Origin of the sequence: Luteimonas sp. gir, assembly GCF_037198055.1 — a bacterium.
Lineage (GTDB): Bacteria > Pseudomonadota > Gammaproteobacteria > Xanthomonadales > Xanthomonadaceae > Luteimonas > Luteimonas citri_A.
This window is the reverse complement of the sequence record NZ_JBBAXQ010000001.1, coordinates 376,771-397,379: the sequence shown is the minus strand read 5'-3', so window position 1 is coordinate 397,379 and position 20,609 is coordinate 376,771. Positions and strand designations below refer to the sequence as shown.

18 protein-coding genes and 1 pseudogene are annotated in these 20,609 nt (G+C 71.3%); 8 read left to right on the top strand and 11 right to left on the bottom strand.

The genetic code is table 11. From position 1 onward, the window contains the following. The first annotated feature begins 6 nt into the window (after positions 1-6). On the top strand, positions 7-426 hold the full coding sequence (locus WAF18_RS01820) for an I78 family peptidase inhibitor (RefSeq protein ID WP_337243597.1): 420 nt from the start codon (positions 7-9) through the stop codon (positions 424-426). Between the two features lie 24 nt (positions 427-450). Here the strand turns inward: WAF18_RS01820 and WAF18_RS01815 are convergent, their stop codons facing one another. The 4 genes from WAF18_RS01815 to radC form a co-directional block, all read right to left on the bottom strand. Next, complete coding sequence (locus WAF18_RS01815) at positions 451-672, bottom strand: hypothetical protein (protein ID WP_337243596.1); 222 nt, start codon at positions 670-672, stop codon at positions 451-453. 112 nt (positions 673-784) lie between these two features. After that, positions 785-2,008 carry a lytic murein transglycosylase gene (locus WAF18_RS01810; RefSeq protein ID WP_337243595.1) on the bottom strand — a complete coding sequence of 408 codons (1,224 nt, stop codon included), beginning with the start codon at positions 2,006-2,008 and terminating at the stop codon, positions 785-787. A 142-nt stretch (positions 2,009-2,150) separates the two neighbouring features. Next, positions 2,151-2,549 (bottom strand): YchJ family metal-binding protein, encoded by a 399-nt coding sequence (locus WAF18_RS01805; RefSeq protein ID WP_337243594.1) that lies wholly within the window; start codon positions 2,547-2,549, stop codon positions 2,151-2,153. Positions 2,550-2,595: 46 nt separating this feature from the next. Then, entirely contained in the window at positions 2,596-3,270 is a 675-nt protein-coding gene (gene radC, locus WAF18_RS01800; RefSeq protein WP_337243593.1) for a DNA repair protein RadC, read from the bottom strand. Between the two features lie 177 nt (positions 3,271-3,447). On the opposite strand from radC, the pseudogene coaBC reads away from it, so the two are divergent. From coaBC to WAF18_RS01780, 4 genes and pseudogenes are all read left to right on the top strand, one after another. Beyond that, positions 3,448-4,664, top strand: a pseudogene (gene coaBC, locus WAF18_RS01795) (bifunctional phosphopantothenoylcysteine decarboxylase/phosphopantothenate--cysteine ligase CoaBC). After that, positions 4,661-5,119, top strand: a complete 459-nt coding sequence (gene dut / locus WAF18_RS01790; RefSeq protein WP_337243592.1) for a dUTP diphosphatase — start codon at positions 4,661-4,663, stop codon at positions 5,117-5,119. Before coaBC ends, dut begins: the two are co-directional and overlap by 4 nt. Positions 5,120-5,131: 12 nt before the next feature. Continuing rightward, positions 5,132-7,435: a phosphomannomutase/phosphoglucomutase gene (locus WAF18_RS01785; protein WP_337243591.1), complete on the top strand. Its 2,304-nt coding sequence runs from the start codon at positions 5,132-5,134 to the stop codon at positions 7,433-7,435. A 191-nt stretch (positions 7,436-7,626) separates the two neighbouring features. Then, the gene (locus WAF18_RS01780) at positions 7,627-8,532 is read left to right on the top strand and encodes a DNA ligase (RefSeq protein ID WP_337243590.1); all 906 of its coding nucleotides are present in this window, start codon (positions 7,627-7,629) and stop codon (positions 8,530-8,532) included. Positions 8,533-8,566: 34 nt separating this feature from the next. Here WAF18_RS01780 and WAF18_RS01775 read toward each other — a convergent pair whose 3' ends face one another. From WAF18_RS01775 to hrpB, 3 genes are all read right to left on the bottom strand, one after another. After that, positions 8,567-9,616 (bottom strand): patatin-like phospholipase family protein, encoded by a 1,050-nt coding sequence (locus tag WAF18_RS01775; protein WP_337243589.1) that lies wholly within the window; start codon positions 9,614-9,616, stop codon positions 8,567-8,569. Positions 9,617-9,817: 201 nt separating this feature from the next. Next, entirely contained in the window at positions 9,818-10,183 is a 366-nt protein-coding gene (locus WAF18_RS01770; protein ID WP_337243588.1) for a hypothetical protein, read from the bottom strand. A gap of 292 nt (positions 10,184-10,475) precedes the next feature. After that, positions 10,476-13,031: an ATP-dependent helicase HrpB gene (gene hrpB / locus WAF18_RS01765; RefSeq protein WP_337243587.1), complete on the bottom strand. Its 2,556-nt coding sequence runs from the start codon at positions 13,029-13,031 to the stop codon at positions 10,476-10,478. A gap of 130 nt (positions 13,032-13,161) precedes the next feature. Between hrpB and WAF18_RS01760 the strand changes: the two genes are divergently transcribed. The 3 genes from WAF18_RS01760 to WAF18_RS01750 all read left to right on the top strand — a co-directional run bounded on the left by WAF18_RS01760 (position 13,162) and on the right by WAF18_RS01750 (position 16,867). Further along, complete coding sequence (locus WAF18_RS01760) at positions 13,162-14,928, top strand: endonuclease (RefSeq protein WP_337243586.1); 1,767 nt, start codon at positions 13,162-13,164, stop codon at positions 14,926-14,928. A gap of 104 nt (positions 14,929-15,032) precedes the next feature. Further along, positions 15,033-15,842 carry a TatD family hydrolase gene (locus WAF18_RS01755; RefSeq protein ID WP_337243585.1) on the top strand — a complete coding sequence of 270 codons (810 nt, stop codon included), beginning with the start codon at positions 15,033-15,035 and terminating at the stop codon, positions 15,840-15,842. A 131-nt stretch (positions 15,843-15,973) separates the two neighbouring features. Further along, the gene (locus WAF18_RS01750; RefSeq protein ID WP_337243935.1) at positions 15,974-16,867 is read left to right on the top strand and encodes a pirin family protein; all 894 of its coding nucleotides are present in this window, start codon (positions 15,974-15,976) and stop codon (positions 16,865-16,867) included. Between the two features lie 33 nt (positions 16,868-16,900). Here WAF18_RS01750 and ubiB read toward each other — a convergent pair whose 3' ends face one another. From ubiB to oleD, 4 genes are all read right to left on the bottom strand, one after another. Then, on the bottom strand, positions 16,901-18,583 hold the full coding sequence (gene ubiB / locus WAF18_RS01745; RefSeq protein ID WP_337243584.1) for a ubiquinone biosynthesis regulatory protein kinase UbiB: 1,683 nt from the start codon (positions 18,581-18,583) through the stop codon (positions 16,901-16,903). After that, positions 18,580-19,224 carry an SCP2 sterol-binding domain-containing protein gene (locus WAF18_RS01740; protein ID WP_337243583.1) on the bottom strand — a complete coding sequence of 215 codons (645 nt, stop codon included), beginning with the start codon at positions 19,222-19,224 and terminating at the stop codon, positions 18,580-18,582. The genes ubiB and WAF18_RS01740 overlap by 4 nt, the downstream gene beginning before the upstream one ends. 106 nt (positions 19,225-19,330) lie before the next feature. Beyond that, the gene (locus WAF18_RS01735; RefSeq protein ID WP_047137175.1) at positions 19,331-19,489 is read right to left on the bottom strand and encodes a DUF1328 domain-containing protein; all 159 of its coding nucleotides are present in this window, start codon (positions 19,487-19,489) and stop codon (positions 19,331-19,333) included. 56 nt (positions 19,490-19,545) lie between these two features. Then, a complete protein-coding gene (gene oleD, locus WAF18_RS01730) occupies positions 19,546-20,565 on the bottom strand; it encodes a 2-alkyl-3-oxoalkanoate reductase (RefSeq protein ID WP_337243582.1) in 1,020 nt (339 codons plus the stop codon). Between the last annotated feature and the right edge of the window lie 44 nt (positions 20,566-20,609).

Here is a 20,609-nt window from a genome sequence, read left to right as displayed (position 1 = left end):
CACTGCATGTCACGACGCCTCCGCGTTTCGCTGCCCCGGCCCATGCTGGCCGCTTTGCTGGTGCCCGCGTTCGCACTGGCTGCCTGCGCGCCCGCCCATGACGAGGGCTTCGAGGAAGAACCGCCCGCCGCCGACGTCGCCGATGCCGACACCGGGGCCGGCAGCGCGATCGAGACTGAAGCCGCGGCCAGTGAGCCGTCGGCCGAGGGCGCGATCGGCACCACGCCCTGCGACACCGAGGCGGTGCAGGCGATGATCGGCCAGGCCGGCAGCGACGCGCTCTTTGACAAGGCCCGGCAGGACGCCGGCGCCCGCACCCATCGCGTGATCCGTCCCGGCGATGCGGTGACGATGGATTTCCGTGAGGACCGGTTGAACATCGACCTCGACGCCGAGGGCCGGATCACTGGATTCCGCTGCGGCTGACGCACCGCGGGCGCGGCGGGCGGATCAGCGCTCGTCGCGTCTACCGAACTCGACGGGCTGGGCGTCGGATTTGCGCCAACGCCCCTCGCTGTAACGCTCGCAGTCGCGCGACACCGGTTCGCCCGGCTGGTCGGGCCGGCTGACGCACAGCGGGTTGTTGTCGACCGCCGCGTTGGTGTCGCGATAGTCCATCGTGCCGCAGGCGGCGAGCGGCAAGGCCGCCGCCAAGCTCCACAGGCTGCGCATGTGTCCGACTCCATGACGTGACCGGTTCGACAATCGCAAGGAACCGGGCTCGACGCAAGGCACGCAACGTCCCCGTCATGTCCCCAGGCGGACCACCTGCGCGCCGCGAACGCTAACGGCCGGCCTGCAAGGCCTCGAGAATGCGGCGTCCTGCCCGGCCGTCGTCGGGCGTGAGTCCAAGCCGGCGCTGCTCGGCCTGGATCGCACGCCGGGTCGCAGTCCCGATCATCCCGTCGACCTCGCCGATGTCGTGTCCGCGCGCAGCGAGCAGGGTCTGCAATGCGCGGCGGTCGGCGCGCGACAGCCCGGGATCGTCGGTCGGCCACGGTGTCTTCAGACCGGTCCCGCCGCGCAACTGGTCGGCGAGCAAGGCGATCGCCAGCGCGTAGCTTTCGGCGGCGTTGTACGAGTAGATCGCATCGTAGTTGCGCAGCACCAGGAACGCCGGGCCCGAGGGCCCGGTCGGTGCGATCACCGCCGCGCGGGTATCGCCGGCCGGCAACGCGCCGCCATCGACGCGGGTCACGCCGCGCGCGGCCCAGTCGGACACGGACCGGCGGTTCGTGCGCCCGGCCTGCGCGATCGCAAAGCCCGGCGGCAGCCGAACCTCGTAGCCCCAGGGCTGGCCGCTGCGCCAGCCGGCGCGCGCGAGATAGTTCGCGGTCGAGGCCAGGGCGTCGGGAATGCTGTCGACGAGATCGCGGCGGCCGTCGCCGTCGAAATCCACCGCGATGCGTGCGTAGGTGCTGGGCATGAACTGCGTGTGGCCGAACGCGCCGGCCCAGGAGCCAGTCAAGCCCGGATCGCGCAGATCGCCCTTGTGCAGGAGTTCGAGCAGCGCCAGGAACTCGCCACGGAAGAACGGCTGCCGGCGCCCGTTGCAGGCCAGCGTGGCGAGCGACACGCGCAGCGGCCGCTTGCCCGAGATGCGGCCGTAGTCGCTCTCCACGCCCCAGACCGCGACGACGGTCTGGGCATCGACACCGTACTGCGCCGACACCCGTGCCAGCAGGTCGCGGTGCTCGGCCAGCATCGCGCGCCCATCCTCGACGCGCTGCGCGTCTACCAACCCGGCCAGGTAATCCCACAGCGGCGTGGTGAATTCGGGTTGCGCGTCGAGCAGCGGCAACACGCTCATGTCCGGCTGCAGGTCGGACGTCAGCCGATCAAAGGCGTCGCCGGGAATGCCGCGCTTGGCGGCATCACCGCGGATACCGACCAAGCACTGAGCGAACGCTGCCGGGTTGGCGGGCGGCGGCGGCGGCGTGGCCGCGGCAACCACTCCGGCTGCGCCCAGCAGTGCGAAGGTGGTGACGGCACGCAGAGGGCTCTTCATCGAATGGAACTCCTGGGCAGAACGGCCACGCCACTGTGCCTCACGGGGCCGGCAGCGGACGCGTGTGTGGATTCGGGTTTAACGCGCCGCTCAGGCGGCAGCGCATGAAACACGGTGGAGCGCGCGGAAGGTGGAGCCGGTCTCAGGCCACGTCGCCGTCGACGTAGTACCAGTGACCGTCCTCGTGCACGAAGCGGCTGCGCTCGCGCATGCGCACGACGCTGCCGCCACCGATGCGATAGCGCGCGACGAACTCGACCTCGGCGCGATCGTCGTCCAGCACGTCGAACGCGCGCACGTCCAGGCCCAGCCACGTGGGCTGTGGCCCGCGCAGATCGAGATCCGGCGGGCAGGTGCGCGGATGCCAGCTGGCGCGCAGGTAGTCGACATCGCCGCGCGCGTAGGCGCTGTAACGCGCGCGCATCAGCGTCTCGGCATCGGGCGCCGGCATACCGGCGTGGATGCGACCGCAGCAATCGTCGAACGACAGGCGGCGGCCACAGGGACAGGCGGTCAGGGAGGACGGATCGGACGCGGGCATCCGCGCATTGTGCAAGCACCGTGGCGCGATCGCGAGCGACGCGCCCTCACAGAAAGCCCGTCGCGGCCAGCGACACCGCCTCGCCCTCGCCGATGACCAAGTGGTCGAGCACACGCACGTCGACCAGCGACAGCGCCTGGCGGATCATGCTCGTCACCGTGCGGTCGGCACCGCTCGGGCAATTGTTGCCGCTGGGATGGTTGTGGCCGACGATGATCGCTGCGGCGTTGTGTGCGAGCGCGCGCCGTGCGAGTTCGCGCGGATACACCTCGGCATTGTCGATCGTGCCCTGGAACACCTCCTCGAAGGCCAGCGCGCGGTGCCGGGCGTCGAGATAGAGCACGGCGAAGACTTCATGGGGAAGACCACGCAGGCGCTGGGTGAAATAGCGACCGGCGGCGCCTGGATCGGTGATCGCCTCGCCGCGTTCAAGCGTCTGGGCCAGCACCCGGTTGCCCACTTCGAGTGCGGCGCTCAGGCCACTGGCGCGCGCCATGCCCAGGCCCGGCAGCTGCGCGAGCCCCTGTGGCCCGCGCTCGAGCAGCGCGCGCAGCGAGCCGTGGTCCTTGAGCAGCTGGCGGCCGGTCGCCACCGCATCCATGCCGCGCAGTCCCGAGCCCAGGAAAATCGCCAGCAACTCCGCATCCGACAGCGCGCCAGCGCCCCGGGCGAAGAGCTTTTCGCGCGGTCGCTCGCTCTTGGGCCATTTCGATATGTGCATCGCCGCCTCCGTTGGGGGAGCCGGCACCGGCGCGACGCGACGGGGAGGGCGTCGGACGCGCATCGCCGATGCCGGCGGGACCTGTATTGCAGCGCCTGCGCAGGCCCGCGCGCAGCCAGCGGTCCACCCCGCTTCGGGTAAGCTGTCGTTCGATTTTCCGGTAGGGCTTCCCCGACCATGGCTGGCGCGTCGACCTCGCTGCATGGGCAGCGCATCCTGCTGTGCGTATGCGGCGGCATCGCTGCCTACAAGGCCGCCGATCTGGTGCGGCGTCTGCGCGATGCCGGCGCCCAGGTGCGCGTGGCGATGACCGACAGCGCGCTGCACTTCGTCTCGGCGGCGACCTTCCAGGCGGTGTCGGGCGAACCGGTGCGCACCACCTTGTGGGACCCGGGCGCCGAGGCCGCGATGGGCCATATCGAGCTGGCGCGCTGGGCCACGCGCGTAGTCGTGGCGCCGGCGACGGCGAACACGCTGGCCAAGCTCGCCCATGGCTTCGCCGACAACCTGGTCACCACGCTGTGCCTGGCGACGACCGCGCCGCTGACCGTGTGCCCGGCGATGAACCATCGCATGTGGCTGCACCCGGCCACGCAAGCCAATCTCGCGCTGCTGCGCGAGCGCGGCGCGCAGATCGTGGGGCCGGAGGACGGCCCACTGGCGGAAGGCGAATCGGGCCCCGGACGACTGGCCGAGCCGACCGCGATCGTCGCGGCGCTGCCGGCATGAGGGGGCCGCTGGCCGGCCGTCGCATGGTCGTCAGTGCCGGACCGACCTACGAGGATCTCGATCCGGTGCGCTTCCTGGGCAACCGCAGCAGCGGCAAGATGGGCTTCGCGGTCGCCGCGGCTGCCGCGCGGGCCGGTGCCGACGTGCTGTTGGTAGCCGGCCCCGTGCATCTGCCCACACCCGATGGCGTGACGCGCGTGGACGTACGCTCGGCCGCGCAGATGCATGCCGCGGTGTTCGCGGCGCTGCCCGCCGACGTCTACGTCGGTGCCGCAGCGGTCGCGGACTTCACGCCGGCCCAGGTCGCCACCTCGAAGATCAAGAAGCGTGTGGGCGAGGTCGGCCTGACGCTCGAATTGGTGCGCACGCGCGACATCCTCGCCGAGCTCGCCGCCGACCCGCGCCGGCCCCGGCTGGTGGTCGGCTTCGCCGCCGAGACGGACGATGTCGATGGCAATGCCCGCCACAAGCTCGCCGCCAAGCGCGTCGACCTGATCGCGGCCAACCGCGTCGGCGTTGCCGGCAGCGGGTTCGAAGGCGACGACAACCTGCTGGTGGTGCACGACGCCGCCGGCCAGCACCCGCTGGGGCCCGGCCCCAAGACCGCGGTCGCGGCCGACCTGGTCGCGCTGATCGCCCACCGCCTCGATCCGGAGCCGCCATGAATCACATCCTCGACGTCCGCGTGCTCGATGCCCGCTTCGGCCAGCAGTGGCCGCTGCCGGCTTACGCCACCGAAGGCAGCGCCGGTCTCGACCTGCGCGCGGCGCTCGACGAGCCGTTGGCGCTGTTGCCCGGCGACGTCGCGCTGGTGCCCTCGGGCCTGGCGATCCATATCGGAGACCCGGGCCTGTGCGCAGTCGTGTTGCCGCGTTCGGGGCTGGGCCACAAGCACGGCATCGTGCTCGGCAACGGCACCGGCCTGATCGACGCCGACTACCAGGGCCCGCTGATGATCAGCGTCTGGCACCGCGGCAAGGACGCCTTCACCATCGAACCGGGCGACCGCATCGCGCAGCTGGTGCTGCTGCCGGTGGTGCGCGCGACGCTCAACGTGGTGGATACTTTCGTCGACACCGCACGTGGCGCCGGGGGATTCGGGCACTCGGGCGTACGCTGACGGGGACAGGCCATGGGCGAGAAGGATCCGCATCGCACACGCGAACTGATGACGCAGTTGGGACGCGTTGCACCGGTGCTCGCCGTGGTGCTGGCGCTGCTGGCCTTATGGTGCGCCTGGCAGGGCGTCCGCCAGTGGCAGGCCGGGCAGCGCAGCACCAGCGTGACGCAGGCGCGCGATGCCGCGGTCGATGCGACCGGACAGGCGCTGCAGGCCGAGCTGCGGCGGATGCGCGAACGTCTGGCCAGCGCACCGGTGCAGCGCGCGCTGCAGGACGGCCGCCTGGATGCCGCCGGTGCCGCACTCGGCCGCGACTGGCCCGGCGCGACCGGCGTGATGGTGGTCCCGCACGATCTGCGCAGCGAGTACAACGCCTTGGCGCAAGGCCGTTTCGGCCGGCTCGCAGCCCTCGAAAGCGCACTCGCCGCCGGCGAGCCGGTGCTGATGGTGGCCCACGGCCCCGCCGGTCCGCAGGTTCTGATCACTGCCCCGGCGCATGCGGGCGCGCGACCGGTGGGGGTGGCGATCGCTGTGCTCCCGCTCGAGCGCGCGACCGCCGGCCTGGCCGCTGCCGATGTCGACCCGGCGACCTACGTCGCACTACGGCAGGGAAGCCAGACCCTGATGGCGCGCGGCGAGCCGGCGCTGTCGAACGTCGCCGAGCGCCTGGGCCGACCGGTGCCGGGCACGCAACTGCGGATCGTCGCGGCGACTCCGCACGTCGGTCGCCCGCCACTTGGACTATCCGCATTGCCGTTGTGGGTGCTCGCCGCGACGCTGCTGGTCCTGGCGATCGCGGTGGGGCGGATCGCACGGCGGCGCTCGCCTGCCGGCAGCGAACCCGATGCCGAGCCCACGCTCGCCCAGTCGTTGCAAACCGCGGATGTGGACCGGCCGGTGCACCGCCCGGCACCAGCCACCGCCCCTAAACCGGCAGCGGCGCGGCTCGATCCTGCGATCTTCCGCGCCTACGACATCCGGGGCGTCGTCGGGCGCACACTCGATGCCGCGATCGCCGAGTCGATCGGACGCGCGATCGGCTCGCTGATGCACGAGCAGGGGCTCGACGAGATCGTGGTCGGCCGCGACGGCCGGCTCTCGGGGCCCGACCTCGCCGCCGGCCTCGTCGCCGGGCTGCGCGCGAGCGGGCGCAATGTCGTCGACATTGGCTTGGTGCCGACGCCGCTGACCTACTTCGCCGCCTACCACCTGCGCACCGGTTGCTGCGTGTCGATCACCGGCAGCCACAACCCGCCCGAATACAACGGCTTCAAGATCGTTGTCGGCGGCGAGACGCTGGCGGGCGACGCCATTGCCGACCTGCACGCGCGCATCGCAGGTGAACGCCTGTATGCCGCGCCCGTTCCCGGTGGGCTGGTCGAACGCGATCTCGCCGACGACTACGTCCGGCGCATCGCCGACGACATCCAGATTGCACGGCCGCTGAAGGTCGTCGTCGATGCCGGCAACGGCGCAGCGGGCACACTGGGCCCACGCGTGCTCGAGGCGATCGGCGCCGACGTGATCCCGCTGCACTGCGAGATCGACGGCACCTTCCCGAACCACCACCCCGATCCGAGCGAGCCGCGCAACCTGGCCGACCTGATCGATGTGGTCAAGCGCATGAACGCCGATCTGGGTGTGGCCTTCGACGGCGATGGCGACCGGCTGGGTGTGGTTGCCGCCGATGGCGCCATCATCGACGCCGATCGCTTGCTGATGCTGTTTGCCGCCGACCTGCTCGAACGCAATCCCGGCGCGTTGATCGTCCACGACGTCAAATGCACCGGACGCTTGACCGGCCATGTGCTGCGTCACGGCGGCAGCCCGTTGATGTGGAAGACCGGCCACTCGCTGATCAAGGCCAAGATGCGCGAGACCGGCGCCGAACTGGCCGGCGAAATGAGCGGCCATTTCTTCTTCGCCGAGCGCTGGTTCGGCTTCGACGACGGCCTCTACGCCGCCGCGCGGCTGTTGGAGATCCTCGCGCTGCAGGCCGACCCCACCGCCGCGCTCCACGCGCTGCCGGTCGGCGTCTCGACGCCCGAGCTCAAGGTCGACGTGCCCGGCGGCGATCCGCACGCCTTCGTCGCCCGGTTCCTCGCGCAGGCCGCATTCGACGGCGCACGGCTGTCGACGATCGACGGGCTGCGTGCGGACTGGCCCGATGGCTGGGGACTGGTGCGCGCGTCCAACACAACGCCGGTGCTGGTGCTGCGCTTCGATGCCGACGATGCGCAGGCCCTGGCGCGGATCCAGGCGCTGTTTCGCGAGCGCCTGCTCGCGATCGAACCGGAACTGACGCTGCCGTTCTGAGGCGCGTATTGCAGGCGGCGGCGACTGACCGCCCGCCACGCAGGATCGCTGCGGCCGGTGCCAAGGACGCGCGCCGCGCGCCGCCCGACCCGCGCTTGCGGCCGAGTCCGACATCGGCACGGGCGACCGGCCGATGCCCTGCATCGACACAGTGATCGACGCTGACGGCACACCTTCACCGGAGTGCCGTCATGTCGATGCCGATCCGTTTGTCCTGCCTGCTGTGGCTGTGCACTGGCCTTGCGCCGATGCCGGTGCCTGCGCAGCCCGCCACCGATGCGCTGATGCTGGCCACCGACCTGCGTGGCGAGATCGATGTGGAGGCCTATTACGTCAGCGAGAAACTCGACGGCGTGCGCGGGCGCTGGGACGGCCGGGCACTGTGGACGCGTGGCGGCCAGCGCATCTCGGTCCCGGCGGGCTTCACTCGCGGCTGGCCCGATGGGCCGATGGACGGCGAGCTGTGGCTCGGGCGCGGCCGGTTCGAGGAAACGAGCGCGCTCGTGCGCGGCGCCGACCCGACCGATCCGCGCTGGCGGCACCTGCGGTTCCTGGTCTTCGACCTGCCCGACCATCCCGGCCCGTTCTCCGATCGCGTTGCCGCAATGCGGCAGCTGTCCGCGCGCATGACGCATCCGCACTTGGCGATCGTGGCGCAGACCCACCTGCCCTCGCGGCCTGCACTCGATATCCGGCTGGTCGAGGTCGTCGCCAGCGGCGGCGAGGGATTGATGCTGCACCACCGCGACGCGCGCTACGCCGCCGGCCGCAGTCCCGCACTGCGCAAGCTCAAGCCGTTCGACGATGCCGAGGCGCGGGTGGTGGGCTATCTGCCGGGCAAGGGCAAGTACACCGGGATGGTCGGCGCACTGCTGGTCGAGCATCGCGACGGGCGCCGGTTCCGGATCGGCAGCGGGCTGCGTGACGCGCAACGGATCGACCCGCCGGCGATCGGCAGCCTGGTCACCTACCGCCACAACGGCGTGACCAGCAACGGCCTGCCACGTTTCGCCCGGTTCCTGCGAGTGCGCGACGATGAACCGCGCGGCCGGCAGGCCGACGAAGGCACCGGCGCGCCTGTCACGGCGCCTCGCTGAGCAAGGTCGGCCGGCGTCAGCCGACCTCGCGTGATCAGCAGGCGCGTTCCTTGGCGAACGGGTTGAGCCGGCGTACCCAGCTGTCACCGCAGTCGATGTCCACTGGCTCGGGCTCGACCGGCTTGGCAGGCGCACGCGCAGCCGCACGTGCGCGCTCGAGTTCGGCCAGCTTCTCACGGATGCGCGGTATCGCAGCCAGCGCGGCACGCTCGCCCTGCAGGATCGCTGCGTTGCGCTGTTCGAAGCTGGCCGGCCCGATGTCATTGACCTGCGGCCGGATCACCACATCCGCGCGCGCCAGTTCCTGACGCCCGAGGTTCTGGCCCATGATCGCGATCGACTGGTTGACGATGCCCAGCATGCTGCCCGGCGTGCTGCCGCTGGCCTTGCTGGAAATGTCGACCGCGATCACCAGGTCGGCGCCGAGTTGGCGGGCCGCGTCCACCGGCACCGGGCTGACGACCCCGCCGTCGACATAGTGGCGGTCGCCGATCTTCACCGGCTCGAACACCCCCGGCACGCTGCTCGAGGCGCGCACCGCCTGGCCGGTATTGCCGCGGACGAATACGATGCGGTCGCCGGTTTCCAGGCGCGTGGCAACCGCCGCGAACGGAATCGGCAAGCGATCGATCGTGCGGTTGCCGACCTCGCGATTGACGTAGTCCTGAAGTGCGACGCCCTGCACCAGCCCGCCGGAGAACAACCGCACGTCACGGATGCTCGATTCGTCGAGCGCGACTGCCCGCTCCTGCATCCGGAACGGATCCATGCCGCTCGCGTACAGCGCGCCGACCACGCTGCCGGCGCTGGTCCCGGCGACGACATCGGCCTTGATGCCATTGGCTTCGAGCATCTTGATCACACCGATGTGCGCAAACCCCTTGGCCGCGCCACCGCCCAGCGCCAAGCCGATCCGGACCGGTGGCGTCCTGGTCGCAGGCGCCGCGGGCGTCGCCGCAGGCGTCGCCGGCACGGGTTTGACGTTCTCGCGTCCGCAGCCGGCCGCAAGCATCGTCAAAGCGCACAACACGAGCGCCAACGGTGCGCGGCGCGAGACGGAAAACGACGGGAGGCGTGGACGCATGGCGGTGGGATCGAAGGGACGAGGCGCGAGGATACCGGGGCCTACCGCGCGCGGGCAGGGACCGGCGGCATGACGCGACGCGTGCGGGCGCATGGGCCCTCCTCGCCGACCGGGCTGGCACGACGAAAACGGCCGACCCCAACGGGATCGGCCGCCCTGTCAGACGTCAACGCGAGCCGCGGCGCGTGAGCGCCGATCGGCTCAGGCCTCGTCCGCCTCGCCCGCCGCGGACCGTCCGCGCGTCGCGGTGGTCGAACGCTTGCGTGCAGCAGCGTTGCCGGCCTCGATGCGACGCGAATTGCCCTGGATGGCACCGTTCGCCTGCTTCTTGCGGTACTGCCGGGCAGCGACCCAGACCAGGCCCAGACCGATGGCGCTGGCCGCCACGATCGCCGGGTTGCGGCGCAGGAACCCGCCGGCAACCTTCGCACCGGTGCGCGCGGCGCCCACGGTCAGACCGGTCTTGAGCCACTTTTCCGCCGTGCCCGGAATCGCGTGGCGCAGGCTGTCGCCTGCCTGGCCGACCAGCGACACGGCCTTGTCGGACAGCGCTTCGAACTTGCTCATCGGGGGCTCCTGAGAATGGCCATGAGGAAAGGCGGCCAGTCTGCGTCGGCGACCGTCGAACCAGCGTGAGCGCAGGCCTGGCGTGCCGAGGCGTTCAACCGCCGTTGTGCAGCCGCGCCACGCACGCCCGACCGCCGCGACAAAGTCCCACCGTCGCCACGGGTCCGGATCCCGACGCCGCTAGATCCCCCCTTTGGCTTTGCACGATGGGTCGCGGGCGCGTTCCGCGCCGCGCACCTCCAACACCCGCGGCCATGCCACACCTTCGCCACGGGTCCAGATCCCCACACCGCTAGGTACCTCTTGGCTTTGCACGATGGGTCGCGGGCGCGTTCCAGGGATCCTCCGGCCACGGATGCTTCGGATACCGCCCCTTCATCTCCTTGCGCACCTCGGGATACGTCCGTGCCCAGAATCCCTGCAGATCGCGGGTGACCTGCAGCGGCCGACCGGCCGGCGACAGCAGGTGGATCGTCAGCGCGACGCGGCCATCGGCGATCGTCGGCGTGTCGCCCAGGCCGAACAGCTCCTGCAGCTTGACCGCGAGCACCGGTGGGCGCGGCGCGCCGTCGGCTTCCAGGCCATACTCGATCGCGCGCACCTGACCGGATGGCACCGCGATCCGCACCGGCGCCAGACGATCGAGCTGCTGGCGCTGCGTCCAGTCGAGTCGGCCCTGCAAGGCCTGCGCGAAGGTGTCAGCATCCAGCGCGTCGAGCCGCGTGCAGCCTGCGAACGCTGGCGCCAGCCAGTCCTCGCGGGTGGCCAGCAGCGCCGCATCGGACAGGTCGGGCAGGCCCAGCTCGGGCATCCACGCCCGCAGCCCCTCGACACGCGCCTGCCACTGGCGCAGTCCGTCGCGCCACGGCAGCACATCGAGCCCGAGTTCGCCGACCGCGTCGCTGAGCGCCCGCGCAGCCTGCGCCGGATCGACCCGGCCGTTGGGCCGGGCGTCGAGCACGATGCCGTCGAAGCGCTGCACGCGCAGGCCCACCAGCGCGCGCTTGCCGGTATCCCAGTGGGTCTCGTCGGCGACTACGAAGCGCGCAGGCCAGGCCCGGCGCAATTGCGCTTCGTCGACCGGTGCGCCGCGCAGCAGCAGGGCATCGCGCGCCTCGAAGCGCAGGTCGCTGGCGACGATCCACGGCTCGCCGAGCAAGGCGCTGTCGTCGAACAGCCGGGCCATGCGTCCGTTGCTCAGGCCGTAACGCCGCGCGTCGCGGGCATGGCGATGGCCGATCCGGTCCGGGAAGGCGTGCATCAGCAGGTCGCCGAGCGCATGCGCCGGTACGCTCGCTGGCGGCACGACCTCGACTCGCAGGCGTCGCCGCCATTGCCGGGCCGCCGCGTCGATCGCCGCCAGCGCCGAGCGCGCGGCATCGGCCGGCACGCGGCCGGCGCGGAACGCGGCCAGCGCCTGCCAACGCACCGCCAGCGCGTCCGAACGCGCGCCGCCGCGCATCGGATCGCGGGCCTCGATCAGCGCGCACAGGTCGCAGGCCAATGCACGCGCGGCCGGCGCGTCGGCGGCCAGCAACATCGCGGCCAGCCGCGGATGGGTGCCCAGCGCGAGCATGCGTCGGCCGAGCGGCGTGATCGCGTCCCCAGCATCGAGCGCGTCGAGCCGGCGCAGCAGATCGCGTGCGGCCGCGAGTGCACCAACCGGCGGCGCATCGGGAAACGCGAGCGCGTTGTCCCCCCAGGCCGCCAGTTCGAGTGCGAGCGCCGCCAGCTCGACCTGCGCGATCTCGGGACGACGCTGCGGCTCGAGCCGTTGCGATTCGGGCCACAGCCGCAGCGCCACGCCGGGCGCGACACGCCCGGCGCGCCCGGCGCGCTGGTCGGCCGAGGCCTGACTGATCGTCACCACGTCCAGCCGCGAGAACCCGCTATTGGGATCGAAGCGCGGTTCGCGCGCCAGTCCGCTGTCGATCACGATGCGCACGCCCGGCAACGTGACGCTGCTCTCGGCGACATTGGTCGCCAGCACGATCCGGCGCCGGCCATCGACAGCCGGCTGCAGCACATGCGTCTGCGCCTCGACCGGCAGCTCGCCGTGGAGCGCGAGCACCTCAGGCGTGCCGCGAGCGCCGCTTGCGTCCGGCCGCTGGACATCGCCCTCCAGCAGCGCCTGCACGCGCGCGATCTCGCGCTGGCCGGGCAAGAACACCAGCACGTCGCCCGGATACGCGGCGAGCGCGTCCACCAGCACGCGGCGGACCTGCTGCGCCAGCGCTTCGTCCCGACGCGGCGGCGCGTGGGAGATCTCCACCGGGAAGCTGCGTCCGGCGCTCGACAGGCGCGGCGCATCCAGCCACTGCGCGATGCGCGCGCCATCGAGCGTGGCCGACATCACCACGATGCGCAGGTCTTCGCGCAGGCTCGCCTGCACCTCGCGCGCCAGCGCCAGCCCCAGGTCGCCGGCCAGGTGCCGCTCGTGGAACTCGTCGAACAGCAGCGCGCCGACGCCGGCCGGCCCCATGCCGCCGAGCTCGGGGTCGTCCTGCAGCATCCGGGTCAGGATGCCTTCGGTCACGACCTCGATACGCGTGCGCGCCGACACCCGGTGCTCGAAGCGGATGCGGTAGCCGACGGTGCCGCCGACCTCCTCGCCGAGTTGGCGGGCCATGAACGTCGCGGCCGAACGCGCGGCGACCCGGCGCGGCTCGAGCATCACGATGCGACGGCCGGCCAGCCACGGTGCCTCGAGCAGTGCCAGCGGCACCTGCGTGGTCTTGCCGGCACCGGGCGGCGCCTCGAGCACCAGCCGCGGGTGCGCGGCCAGGCTGGCGAGCAGCTCGGGCAGCAACGGGGCGATCGGAACGTCGGCAGCAGCGGCGGGGGTCACGGCGCACAGGCTAGCGGGCCGGTCGGCCGCGCGATAGGCGTGGCGAGCCGGCGGCCGCTTAGGGTTGTCCCGGGTGGCAACCGTCATCTGCGGCGCTTAAGGTCGGCACGTCTCCGAGCCCGGAATCGCCATGTCCCCTCGCCATCCCCGTCCCGTCCGCGCTGCGGCGTGGGTGCTCGCCCTGCTCGCGGCCCCGGCTGCGCATGCCGAGGTATTCGTCAACGAGCTGCACTACGACAACGCCGGCGCCGATGTCGGCGAGGCCGTGGAGATCGTCGCCACCGCCGGCGAGGACCTCGCCAGTTACCGGCTGTGGCTCTACAACGGCAGCAACACGCCGAATGCGGCGACGACCTACGGCAATGTGGCGGTGCCCGCCGGCCAGGCACGCAACTGCGGCACGACGGTGTCGATCGCGACAGTGACCTTCCCGCGCGACGGCCTGCAGAACGGCCCCAACGACGGCATCGCGCTCGTCGATGCGGCCGGCAACGTCGTGCAGTTCATCAGCTACGAGGGCACGATCGTCGCCGGCAACGGCCCGGCCGCCGGTCTTTCGAGCCGCAACCTGCCCGTGTCCGAGAGCGCGTCGGCGCCAGTCGGCACCTCGCTGCAGCTCACCGGCAGCGGCGCAACCGCCGACGACTTCGACTGGGCGCCGTCCGCGTCGCAGACCTTCGGGGCCTGCAACACCGGCCAGACCTTCGCCAGTACCGGCGCAGGCCCGAGCACACCGCCGGCGGTGGTCGCAACCGTCCCGGTGGCCGGTGCCGGCGATTTCCCGGCCGCCGGCGATCTGTCGGTGGACTTCAACGAAGCGGTCACGCTGTCGCCGGGCGCGTTTGTGCTGCAATGCGCGACGTCGGGCACGATCGCGCTCGACCATGCGACCAGCGGCACGCACTTCGCGTTGTCGACCGGCACAGCCCTGCACGGCGGCGAGGCGTGCACGCTCAGTATCAGCGCCGCGGCCATCCACGACGCCGATGGACTGCAACCGGCCAGCGATGCCAGCGTCGCGTTTACCGTCGCCAGCGGCAGCACCGGCGGCGGCGACTACTACGCCCGCGTCAATACCAGCAGCGCCGCACAACTGCGCTGCTCGCTGCACACCACGATCCGCGGCCACACCTCATATCCCTACAGCGGCAGCGGCACCAACACCTGGACGATCCTGGAGATCGCCGACGAGGATCCCAACGACCCGGGCCGGATCCTCGACGCCTATCGCAATCGCAGCTACACCAAGGTGTCGGGCCGCGCGGGCACCGGCAGCGGCCTGACCTACAACCGCGAACACACCTGGCCCAAGTCGCTGGGGTTCCCAAGCGCGACCGGCGACAAGGGCCTGCCCAATGCGCCGCACACCGACGCGCACATGCTCTATCTCACCGATACCGACCACAACGCCGCGCGCGGCAACAAGCCGTTCGCCGACTGCAGCACCCAGGCCAGCTGCAGCGAGCGCGCGACCGAGGCCAACCACGGCGTCGGTGGCGGCACCGGCACGTTCCCCGGCAACTCGAACTGGACCGACAACGCCGGCTTCCAGGTCTGGCGCCATCGCAAAGGCGACATGGCGCGCGCGGTGCTGTACATGGCGATCCGCTACGAGGGCGGCACGCACCCGTCGACCGGCCAGTCCGAGCCCGACCTGGAACTGACCGACGACCGCAGCCGCATCGTAGGCACGTCGGCCTCGCCGGCCTACATGGGCCTGCTGTCGACGCTGCTCGCCTGGCACCAGGCCGACCCGCCGGATGCAGCCGAACGCACACGCAACGAGGTCGTCTACAGCTTCCAGGGCAATCGCAATCCGTTCGTCGACCACCCCGAGTGGGCGACCCGCGCCTTGTTCGAGAGCAGCCGGCCGGCCAGCTGCCAGTTGGCGAACTGAAAGTCCTGCGCCCGTCCGGCACGCACCACGTGCCGGGCGCGGCGCGCGACGTGGCCGTCGACGCACGGCCTACAATGCGCAGCCCGTTCCCAAGGTGCTCGCGCGTGACCCCGCCCCTGATCGACATCGGCGCCAATCTCACCCACGACAGCTTCGACCGCGACCGCGACGCCGTGCTGGCGCGCGCGCGCGATGCCGGCGTGAACCGGATGATCGTCACCGGCGCCAGCCGCGAGCACTCGCCCAAAGCGCTCGAGCTCGCGCGCCAGCACCCCGGCATGCTGTACGCGACCGCCGGCGTGCATCCGCACCACGCGGCCGAATACACCGAGGAATGCGACGCCGAACTGCGCGCGCTGCATGCACACGCCGAGGTCGTGGCGGTGGGCGAATGCGGGCTCGACTACTTCCGCGACTTTTCGCCGCGACCGGCGCAGCGCCGCGCGTTCGAGCGCCAGTTGCAGATCGCGGCCGATCTCGCCGCCGCCGGCACGCCCAAGCCGCTGTTCCTGCACCAGCGCGACGCACACGACGACTTCATCGCGATCATGAAGGACTTCGAGGGTCGGATCGGGCCGGCGGTCGTGCACTGCTTCACCGCCGGCCGGCGCGAATTGTTCGACTGCCTCGACCGCGACTGGCACATCGGCATCACCGGCTGGCTGTGCGACGAGCGCCGTGGCCGCCACCTGCGCGAACTGGTGCCCAACATCCCCGCACACCGGCTGATGGTCGAGACCGACGCACCGTACCTGCTGCCGCGCACGCTCGACCCGATGCCCAAGGACCGCCGCAACGAGCCGGCATTCCTGCCGCACATCGTCGCCGAACTCGCACGCGACCGCGGCCAGACGCCCGAGGCCGTGGCCGCAGCCACCACGACCACGGCAGCGGCGTTCTTCGGTCTGGATTGATCGCACAGGACTGCGCGGCATCGCCATACCGGTGATCCGGGCACACCGCCCGCCCCTGCGCACGCGGCGCGAAACACCGCGGGTGGCGAGCATGCGATGCTCGCCGCTCCGCCATCAGGACAGATCGCATGATCGAGATGATGATTCCGCAGCGCCGCCACGACCTGGGAGGCGGCTTCTCGGTCGGCCGGGTGCTGCCGTTCGCCAAGCGACGCATGATTGGGCCCTTCGTGTTCTTCGACCACATGGGGCCGGTCGACCTGCCCGCCGGCATCGATCGCAGCGTCGACGTCCGTCCCCATCCGCACATCGGGCTGTCGACCGTGAGTTATCTGTTCTCCGGCCAGATCATGCACCGCGACAGCCTCGGCTACGCCCAGGCGGTCAAGCCGCACGAAGTGAACTGGATGACCGCCGGCAGCGGCATCACCCACAGTGAGCGCTTCGACCACGCGCGCCAGCACGGCGACCGTGTGCACGGCATCCAGGCCTGGGTGGCGTTGCCCGATGGACAGGAGGAGATCGCGCCCTCGTTCTCGCATCACGCCGGGCACGAACTGCCGCAATGGGACGAGGCGGGCGTCACCGGTCATCTCATCGCCGGTAGCGCCTATGGGCTGAGCGCGGGCGCCAAGACGCTCTCGCCCCTGTTCTACGCCCATCTCGAACTCGCCCCCGGCGCGGTCGCGGAGATTCCAGGCGGCCACCAGGAACGCGGCCTGTATGTCGCCACCGGCACGGTGGAACTGGACGGCGCGCGCTACGGCGCCGGGACGATGCTGGTGCTGGACGCGGCGGCCTCGCGCGTGCGCGCTGCCGAGCAGGCCACCGTGATGGTGCTGGGCGGGGAACCGATCGGCGAACGCTTCATCTACTGGAACTTCGTCTCGTCCTCGCGTGAGCGCCTGGCACAAGCGGCGGCGGACTGGAAAGCCGGTCGGATGAAACTGCCGGACGCCGACGATGCGGAGTTCATCCCGCTTCCCGACAACACGCCGTTTCCGGCGCCCCCGGCGATGTCGTAACCCGGGCAGCGCACGCCCGCGCCCGCGACATGGCTACCGCAACAGGCGCCCGCGCCGCGGCCACGCCGCGAGCAAGGCCCAGACGCCGCCGATACCCGCAACCCAGGTCGCGACCGGCAGGCCCGCCACCCGCGGACCGCCGGCCTCGAGCGCGTAGAGCACCGCCGCGACGATCAGCAGGCCCACGCCGAGGATTGCCGCGACCACGCGCCGCTGCATGCCCTGCATCGTGGTGGTCAGCAGCGCCAAGTCGTCGGAACGCATGCGCAGTTCGTGCCGGCCCTCGACCTGCTGCTTGAGCCAGGCGTGCAGCAGCTGCGGCATCTCCGGCGCACGCGTGACCAGTTCGGGCAGGCGATCGCGGAACTCGCGCAGCAGCCGCGGCGGGCTGTAGCGCTCGACCAAGATGCGCTCGAGCACCGGGCGGGCGACGGCCCAGATATCGAGCTTCGGATCGAGCAGTCGGCCGATGCCCTCGATGCTCAGCAGCGTCTTCTGCAGCAGGATCAGCTGCGGCTGCAATGTCAGCTCGTAGCGCTGCGCGGTGCGGAACAGCTTGCCCAGCACCTCGCCCAGCGAGATCTCCGACAGCGGCCGGGTGAAGTACGGCTCGCAGACTGCGCGCACCGCCGCCTCGAGCTCGTCGATGCGCAGATGCGCGGGCATCCAGCCTGCCTGCACGTGCAGCTCGGCGATGCGGCGGTAATCGCGGCGGAAGATCGCCATGAAGTTCTCGGCGAGGTAGTACTGATCCTCGCGCGAGAGCTGGCCCATGATGCCGAAGTCGAGCGCGATGAAGCGTGGATTGGTCGTGCGTTCGGGATCGACCCAGATGTTGCCCGCGTGCGCGTCGGCGTGAAAGAAGTTGTCGCGGAAGACCTGGGTATAGAACACCCGCACGCCCTTGGCCGCCAGCGCGGACCGGTCGATGCCGGCCGCATCGAGCGCGGCGATGTCGTCGCTGGGAATGCCGTACACGCGCTCGAGCGTGAGCACGCGCTGGGCAGTGCGCTCCCAGACCGGCGCCGGCACGTAGAGATCGCTCGACTGCGCCCAGAAGCGCCGCAGCACCGAGGCGTTGGCGCCCTCGCGCTGCAGATCGAGCTCGGCGGCGAGGGTGTTCTCGATCTCGGCCACGACTTCGCGCGGGCGGATCTTGTCGGCGTTGGGATGGGTGCGCGCGACCAGCGCGGCGAGATTGCGCAGCAGGGCGACGTCGGCGGCGATCTGCCTCTCGATGCCCGGACGCAGCACCTTGACCACGACCTCGCGCGGCGGGCCGTCGGCAGTGCCGGGCAGCATCGCCGCGTGCACCTGGGCGATCGACGCCGAGGCCAGCGGCACCGGATCGAAGGCGACGAAGGCCTGCGTGATCGGCATCGCCAGCTCGCGCTCGATGATCGCCTGCGCCAATGCGCCGTCGAACGGCGCGACCCGGTCCTGCAGCAGCGCCAGGTCGTCGACGATGTCGGGCGGCACGATGTCGCGACGGGTCGAGAGGATCTGCCCGAACTTGACGAAGATGGGCCCAAGCTCCTGCAACGCCAGCCGCAGCCGGGCGCCACGCGACTGCGCCGCGATCGTCGCCGAGGCCCGCGGCACGAAGGGCCGCGCCAACCGGAGCCAGCGCTCGGCCGGCGTGCCGTCGAGCAGGTCGTCGAGTCGATACCGCAGCAGCACCCGGCCGATGCGCGAGGCGCGCAGCAGACCCTTCATGCGGCGGTCCCGCGACTGAGCCGCGCCACCCGCACCGCGAGCCGCTCGATATCGTCGCGCAGGCCATCGACATCGTCGTAGAAGGCCTCAAGTTCGGCGCGCGGCACCACATCGCGCGTTTCCTCGGTCACGTACTCGGCCGCACTTTCGGCCAGGTTGCGGCCGACCTCCTGCGCTTGGCGCAGCGCCGCGGCGAAGGCGTTGGCGACCTGCACACCGACGACCTCGCCGAGCACGGCGACGAACGGCCGCTGCCAGTCAGGATCGAAGCCCGCGGCCAGGCGCTGCAGGCGGCGCGCGAGCTCGGCATCACCCGAGACCCGGACCTGGCCGATCGGCGGCGCGTCGCCGCGACGCAGGAACGGCAGCTGGCCGAGCGCGCCGGCCAGCGTGGTCCGCACCGACAGGTCGGCCTCGACCTCGGGATCGACCGGGCCCACGCGCAGGCGGTCGCCGTCCACGCGCAACGTCAACGCCAGCGGCGGCGCACTGAGCGCGAGCGCAATCTGCTGGCCGTCGAGGGCGCGCAGCGCCGCGCCGGTGTCGGCATCGAGCGCGATCGCGCGGTTGAGCGCGGTCTCCAGCGCGCGGCCGGCCATCGGCTTGAGCAGGGAGAACGGAGAGAACGGAAGGTCGGCCATGATGCGATTGTAGCGTCGGGCCCAGGCCAAGGCGCTCGCACGGCGCAACGCAAAAGGCCCGCCGGTGGCGGGCCTTTTGCGTCATCGCGACGATGCGGTCGGGGCGTCAGACCCCTCGGCCACGCAGCATCGAGATCACGGCCAGGATCAGGAACACCACAAACAGGATCCAGGCGATATTGGTGGCGGCACCGGCCACGCCGCTGAAGCCGAGGACACCGGCGATGATGGCGACGACGAGGAAGATGACGGCATATCTGAGCATGGTGGTCTCCTGGTGGGATTCGGCCAGTAGCGGCTGCGGGGCCACCGTATGCCCGCTCAGGTCGCGATCAGGTGATGGCGCGCCTGCGCTTGGAGCGAATCTTTCAGCCGGATGAGTCCGTCGTGAAGAGACACTGCGGGCCGGTAGCCGAAGTCCCGCGTCGCCGGCGCCATGTCGTACCAGTGCGTGGTGCTCAGCTGTTCGGCCAGGAAGCGGGTCATCGGCGGCTCGCCGGACAGTCGCAGCAGCGGCCACAACGTTTCGCACACGGCGCCCGCCGCATACGCCGCGCGGAACGGAATCGTCTTGCGCACCGGCGGCGCACCGGCCGCCTCGAGCAGCGCGTTGATGATCCAGCGCACCGTGGTCGGCTCGCCATTGCTGATGAAGTACGCACGGCCGGCGCAGGCCGCGCCCGGCGCCAGATGCGCGAAGGCGTCGAAGTGCGCCTGCGCGGCATTGTCGATATAGGTGGTATCGATGCGGTTCTCGCCGTCGCCGACGAACCGCAGGCGGCCGGCGCGGGCCCGCTCGACCAGGCGCGGCAGCAGCTGCTGGTCGCCCGGCCCCCAGATCAGCCGCGGCCGCAGAGCGACCGTGGCGAGGTCCGGACCGTTGGCCGCCAGTACGGCGCGCTCGGCGATCGCCTTGGTCGCCGCGTACGGCGCCTTGAACCCCTCGCCATAGGGCACGGTGTCGGCCGTGCCACCCTCGACCGGGTGCGTGGCGCGATGGGTGACGCTCGGCGTGGAGGTGTAGATCAGCCTGCCGATGCCCTGCGCCCGGCAGGCGTCGAGCACGTGCTGAGTGCCGACAACGTTGGCCTGGTGGTAGCTGTCGTAAGACCCCCACGCACCGGCCTTGGCGGCGTTGTGAAAGATCGCCTCCATGCCGGCCGCCGCCGCGAGCACTGCATCGCGGTCGCCGAGGTCGCCGCGGATCTGGCGCACGCCCAGCGCCTCGAGTTCGGGATAGTGACCGCGGTTGAAGCTGGCGACCGTATGGCCGCGTGCAACCAGGCCGCGGCACAGCGCCTGCCCGAGGAAGCCGCCGCCGCCGGTGACCAGGATCTGCATGTCGCGCTCCACGCTTGAGAAACGCACACGATAGCGGTCGTCTG

Excerpts from the sequence above, each read along its gene's own strand:
- WAF18_RS01785 (WP_337243591.1), top strand. The coding sequence starts at position 5,132 with ATGGGCGAGAAGGATCCGCATCGCACACGCGAACTGATGACGCAGTTG.
- ubiB (WP_337243584.1), bottom strand. The coding sequence starts at position 18,583 with ATGAAGGGTCTGCTGCGCGCCTCGCGCATCGGCCGGGTGCTGCTGCGG.
- oleD (WP_337243582.1), bottom strand. The coding sequence starts at position 20,565 with ATGCAGATCCTGGTCACCGGCGGCGGCGGCTTCCTCGGGCAGGCGCTG.
- WAF18_RS01780 (WP_337243590.1), top strand. The coding sequence starts at position 7,627 with ATGTCGATGCCGATCCGTTTGTCCTGCCTGCTGTGGCTGTGCACTGGC.
- WAF18_RS01805 (WP_337243594.1), bottom strand. The coding sequence starts at position 2,549 with ATGCCCGCGTCCGATCCGTCCTCCCTGACCGCCTGTCCCTGTGGCCGC.
- WAF18_RS01760 (WP_337243586.1), top strand. The coding sequence starts at position 13,162 with ATGTCCCCTCGCCATCCCCGTCCCGTCCGCGCTGCGGCGTGGGTGCTC.
- WAF18_RS01815 (WP_337243596.1), bottom strand. The coding sequence starts at position 672 with ATGCGCAGCCTGTGGAGCTTGGCGGCGGCCTTGCCGCTCGCCGCCTGC.
- WAF18_RS01735 (WP_047137175.1), bottom strand. The coding sequence starts at position 19,489 with ATGCTCAGATATGCCGTCATCTTCCTCGTCGTCGCCATCATCGCCGGT.
- WAF18_RS01740 (WP_337243583.1), bottom strand. The coding sequence starts at position 19,224 with ATGGCCGACCTTCCGTTCTCTCCGTTCTCCCTGCTCAAGCCGATGGCC.
- WAF18_RS01770 (WP_337243588.1), bottom strand. The coding sequence starts at position 10,183 with ATGAGCAAGTTCGAAGCGCTGTCCGACAAGGCCGTGTCGCTGGTCGGC.
- radC (WP_337243593.1), bottom strand. The coding sequence starts at position 3,270 with ATGCACATATCGAAATGGCCCAAGAGCGAGCGACCGCGCGAAAAGCTC.
- WAF18_RS01820 (WP_337243597.1), top strand. The coding sequence starts at position 7 with ATGTCACGACGCCTCCGCGTTTCGCTGCCCCGGCCCATGCTGGCCGCT.
- WAF18_RS01775 (WP_337243589.1), bottom strand. The coding sequence starts at position 9,616 with ATGCGTCCACGCCTCCCGTCGTTTTCCGTCTCGCGCCGCGCACCGTTG.
- WAF18_RS01810 (WP_337243595.1), bottom strand. The coding sequence starts at position 2,008 with ATGAAGAGCCCTCTGCGTGCCGTCACCACCTTCGCACTGCTGGGCGCA.
- dut (WP_337243592.1), top strand. The coding sequence starts at position 4,661 with ATGAATCACATCCTCGACGTCCGCGTGCTCGATGCCCGCTTCGGCCAG.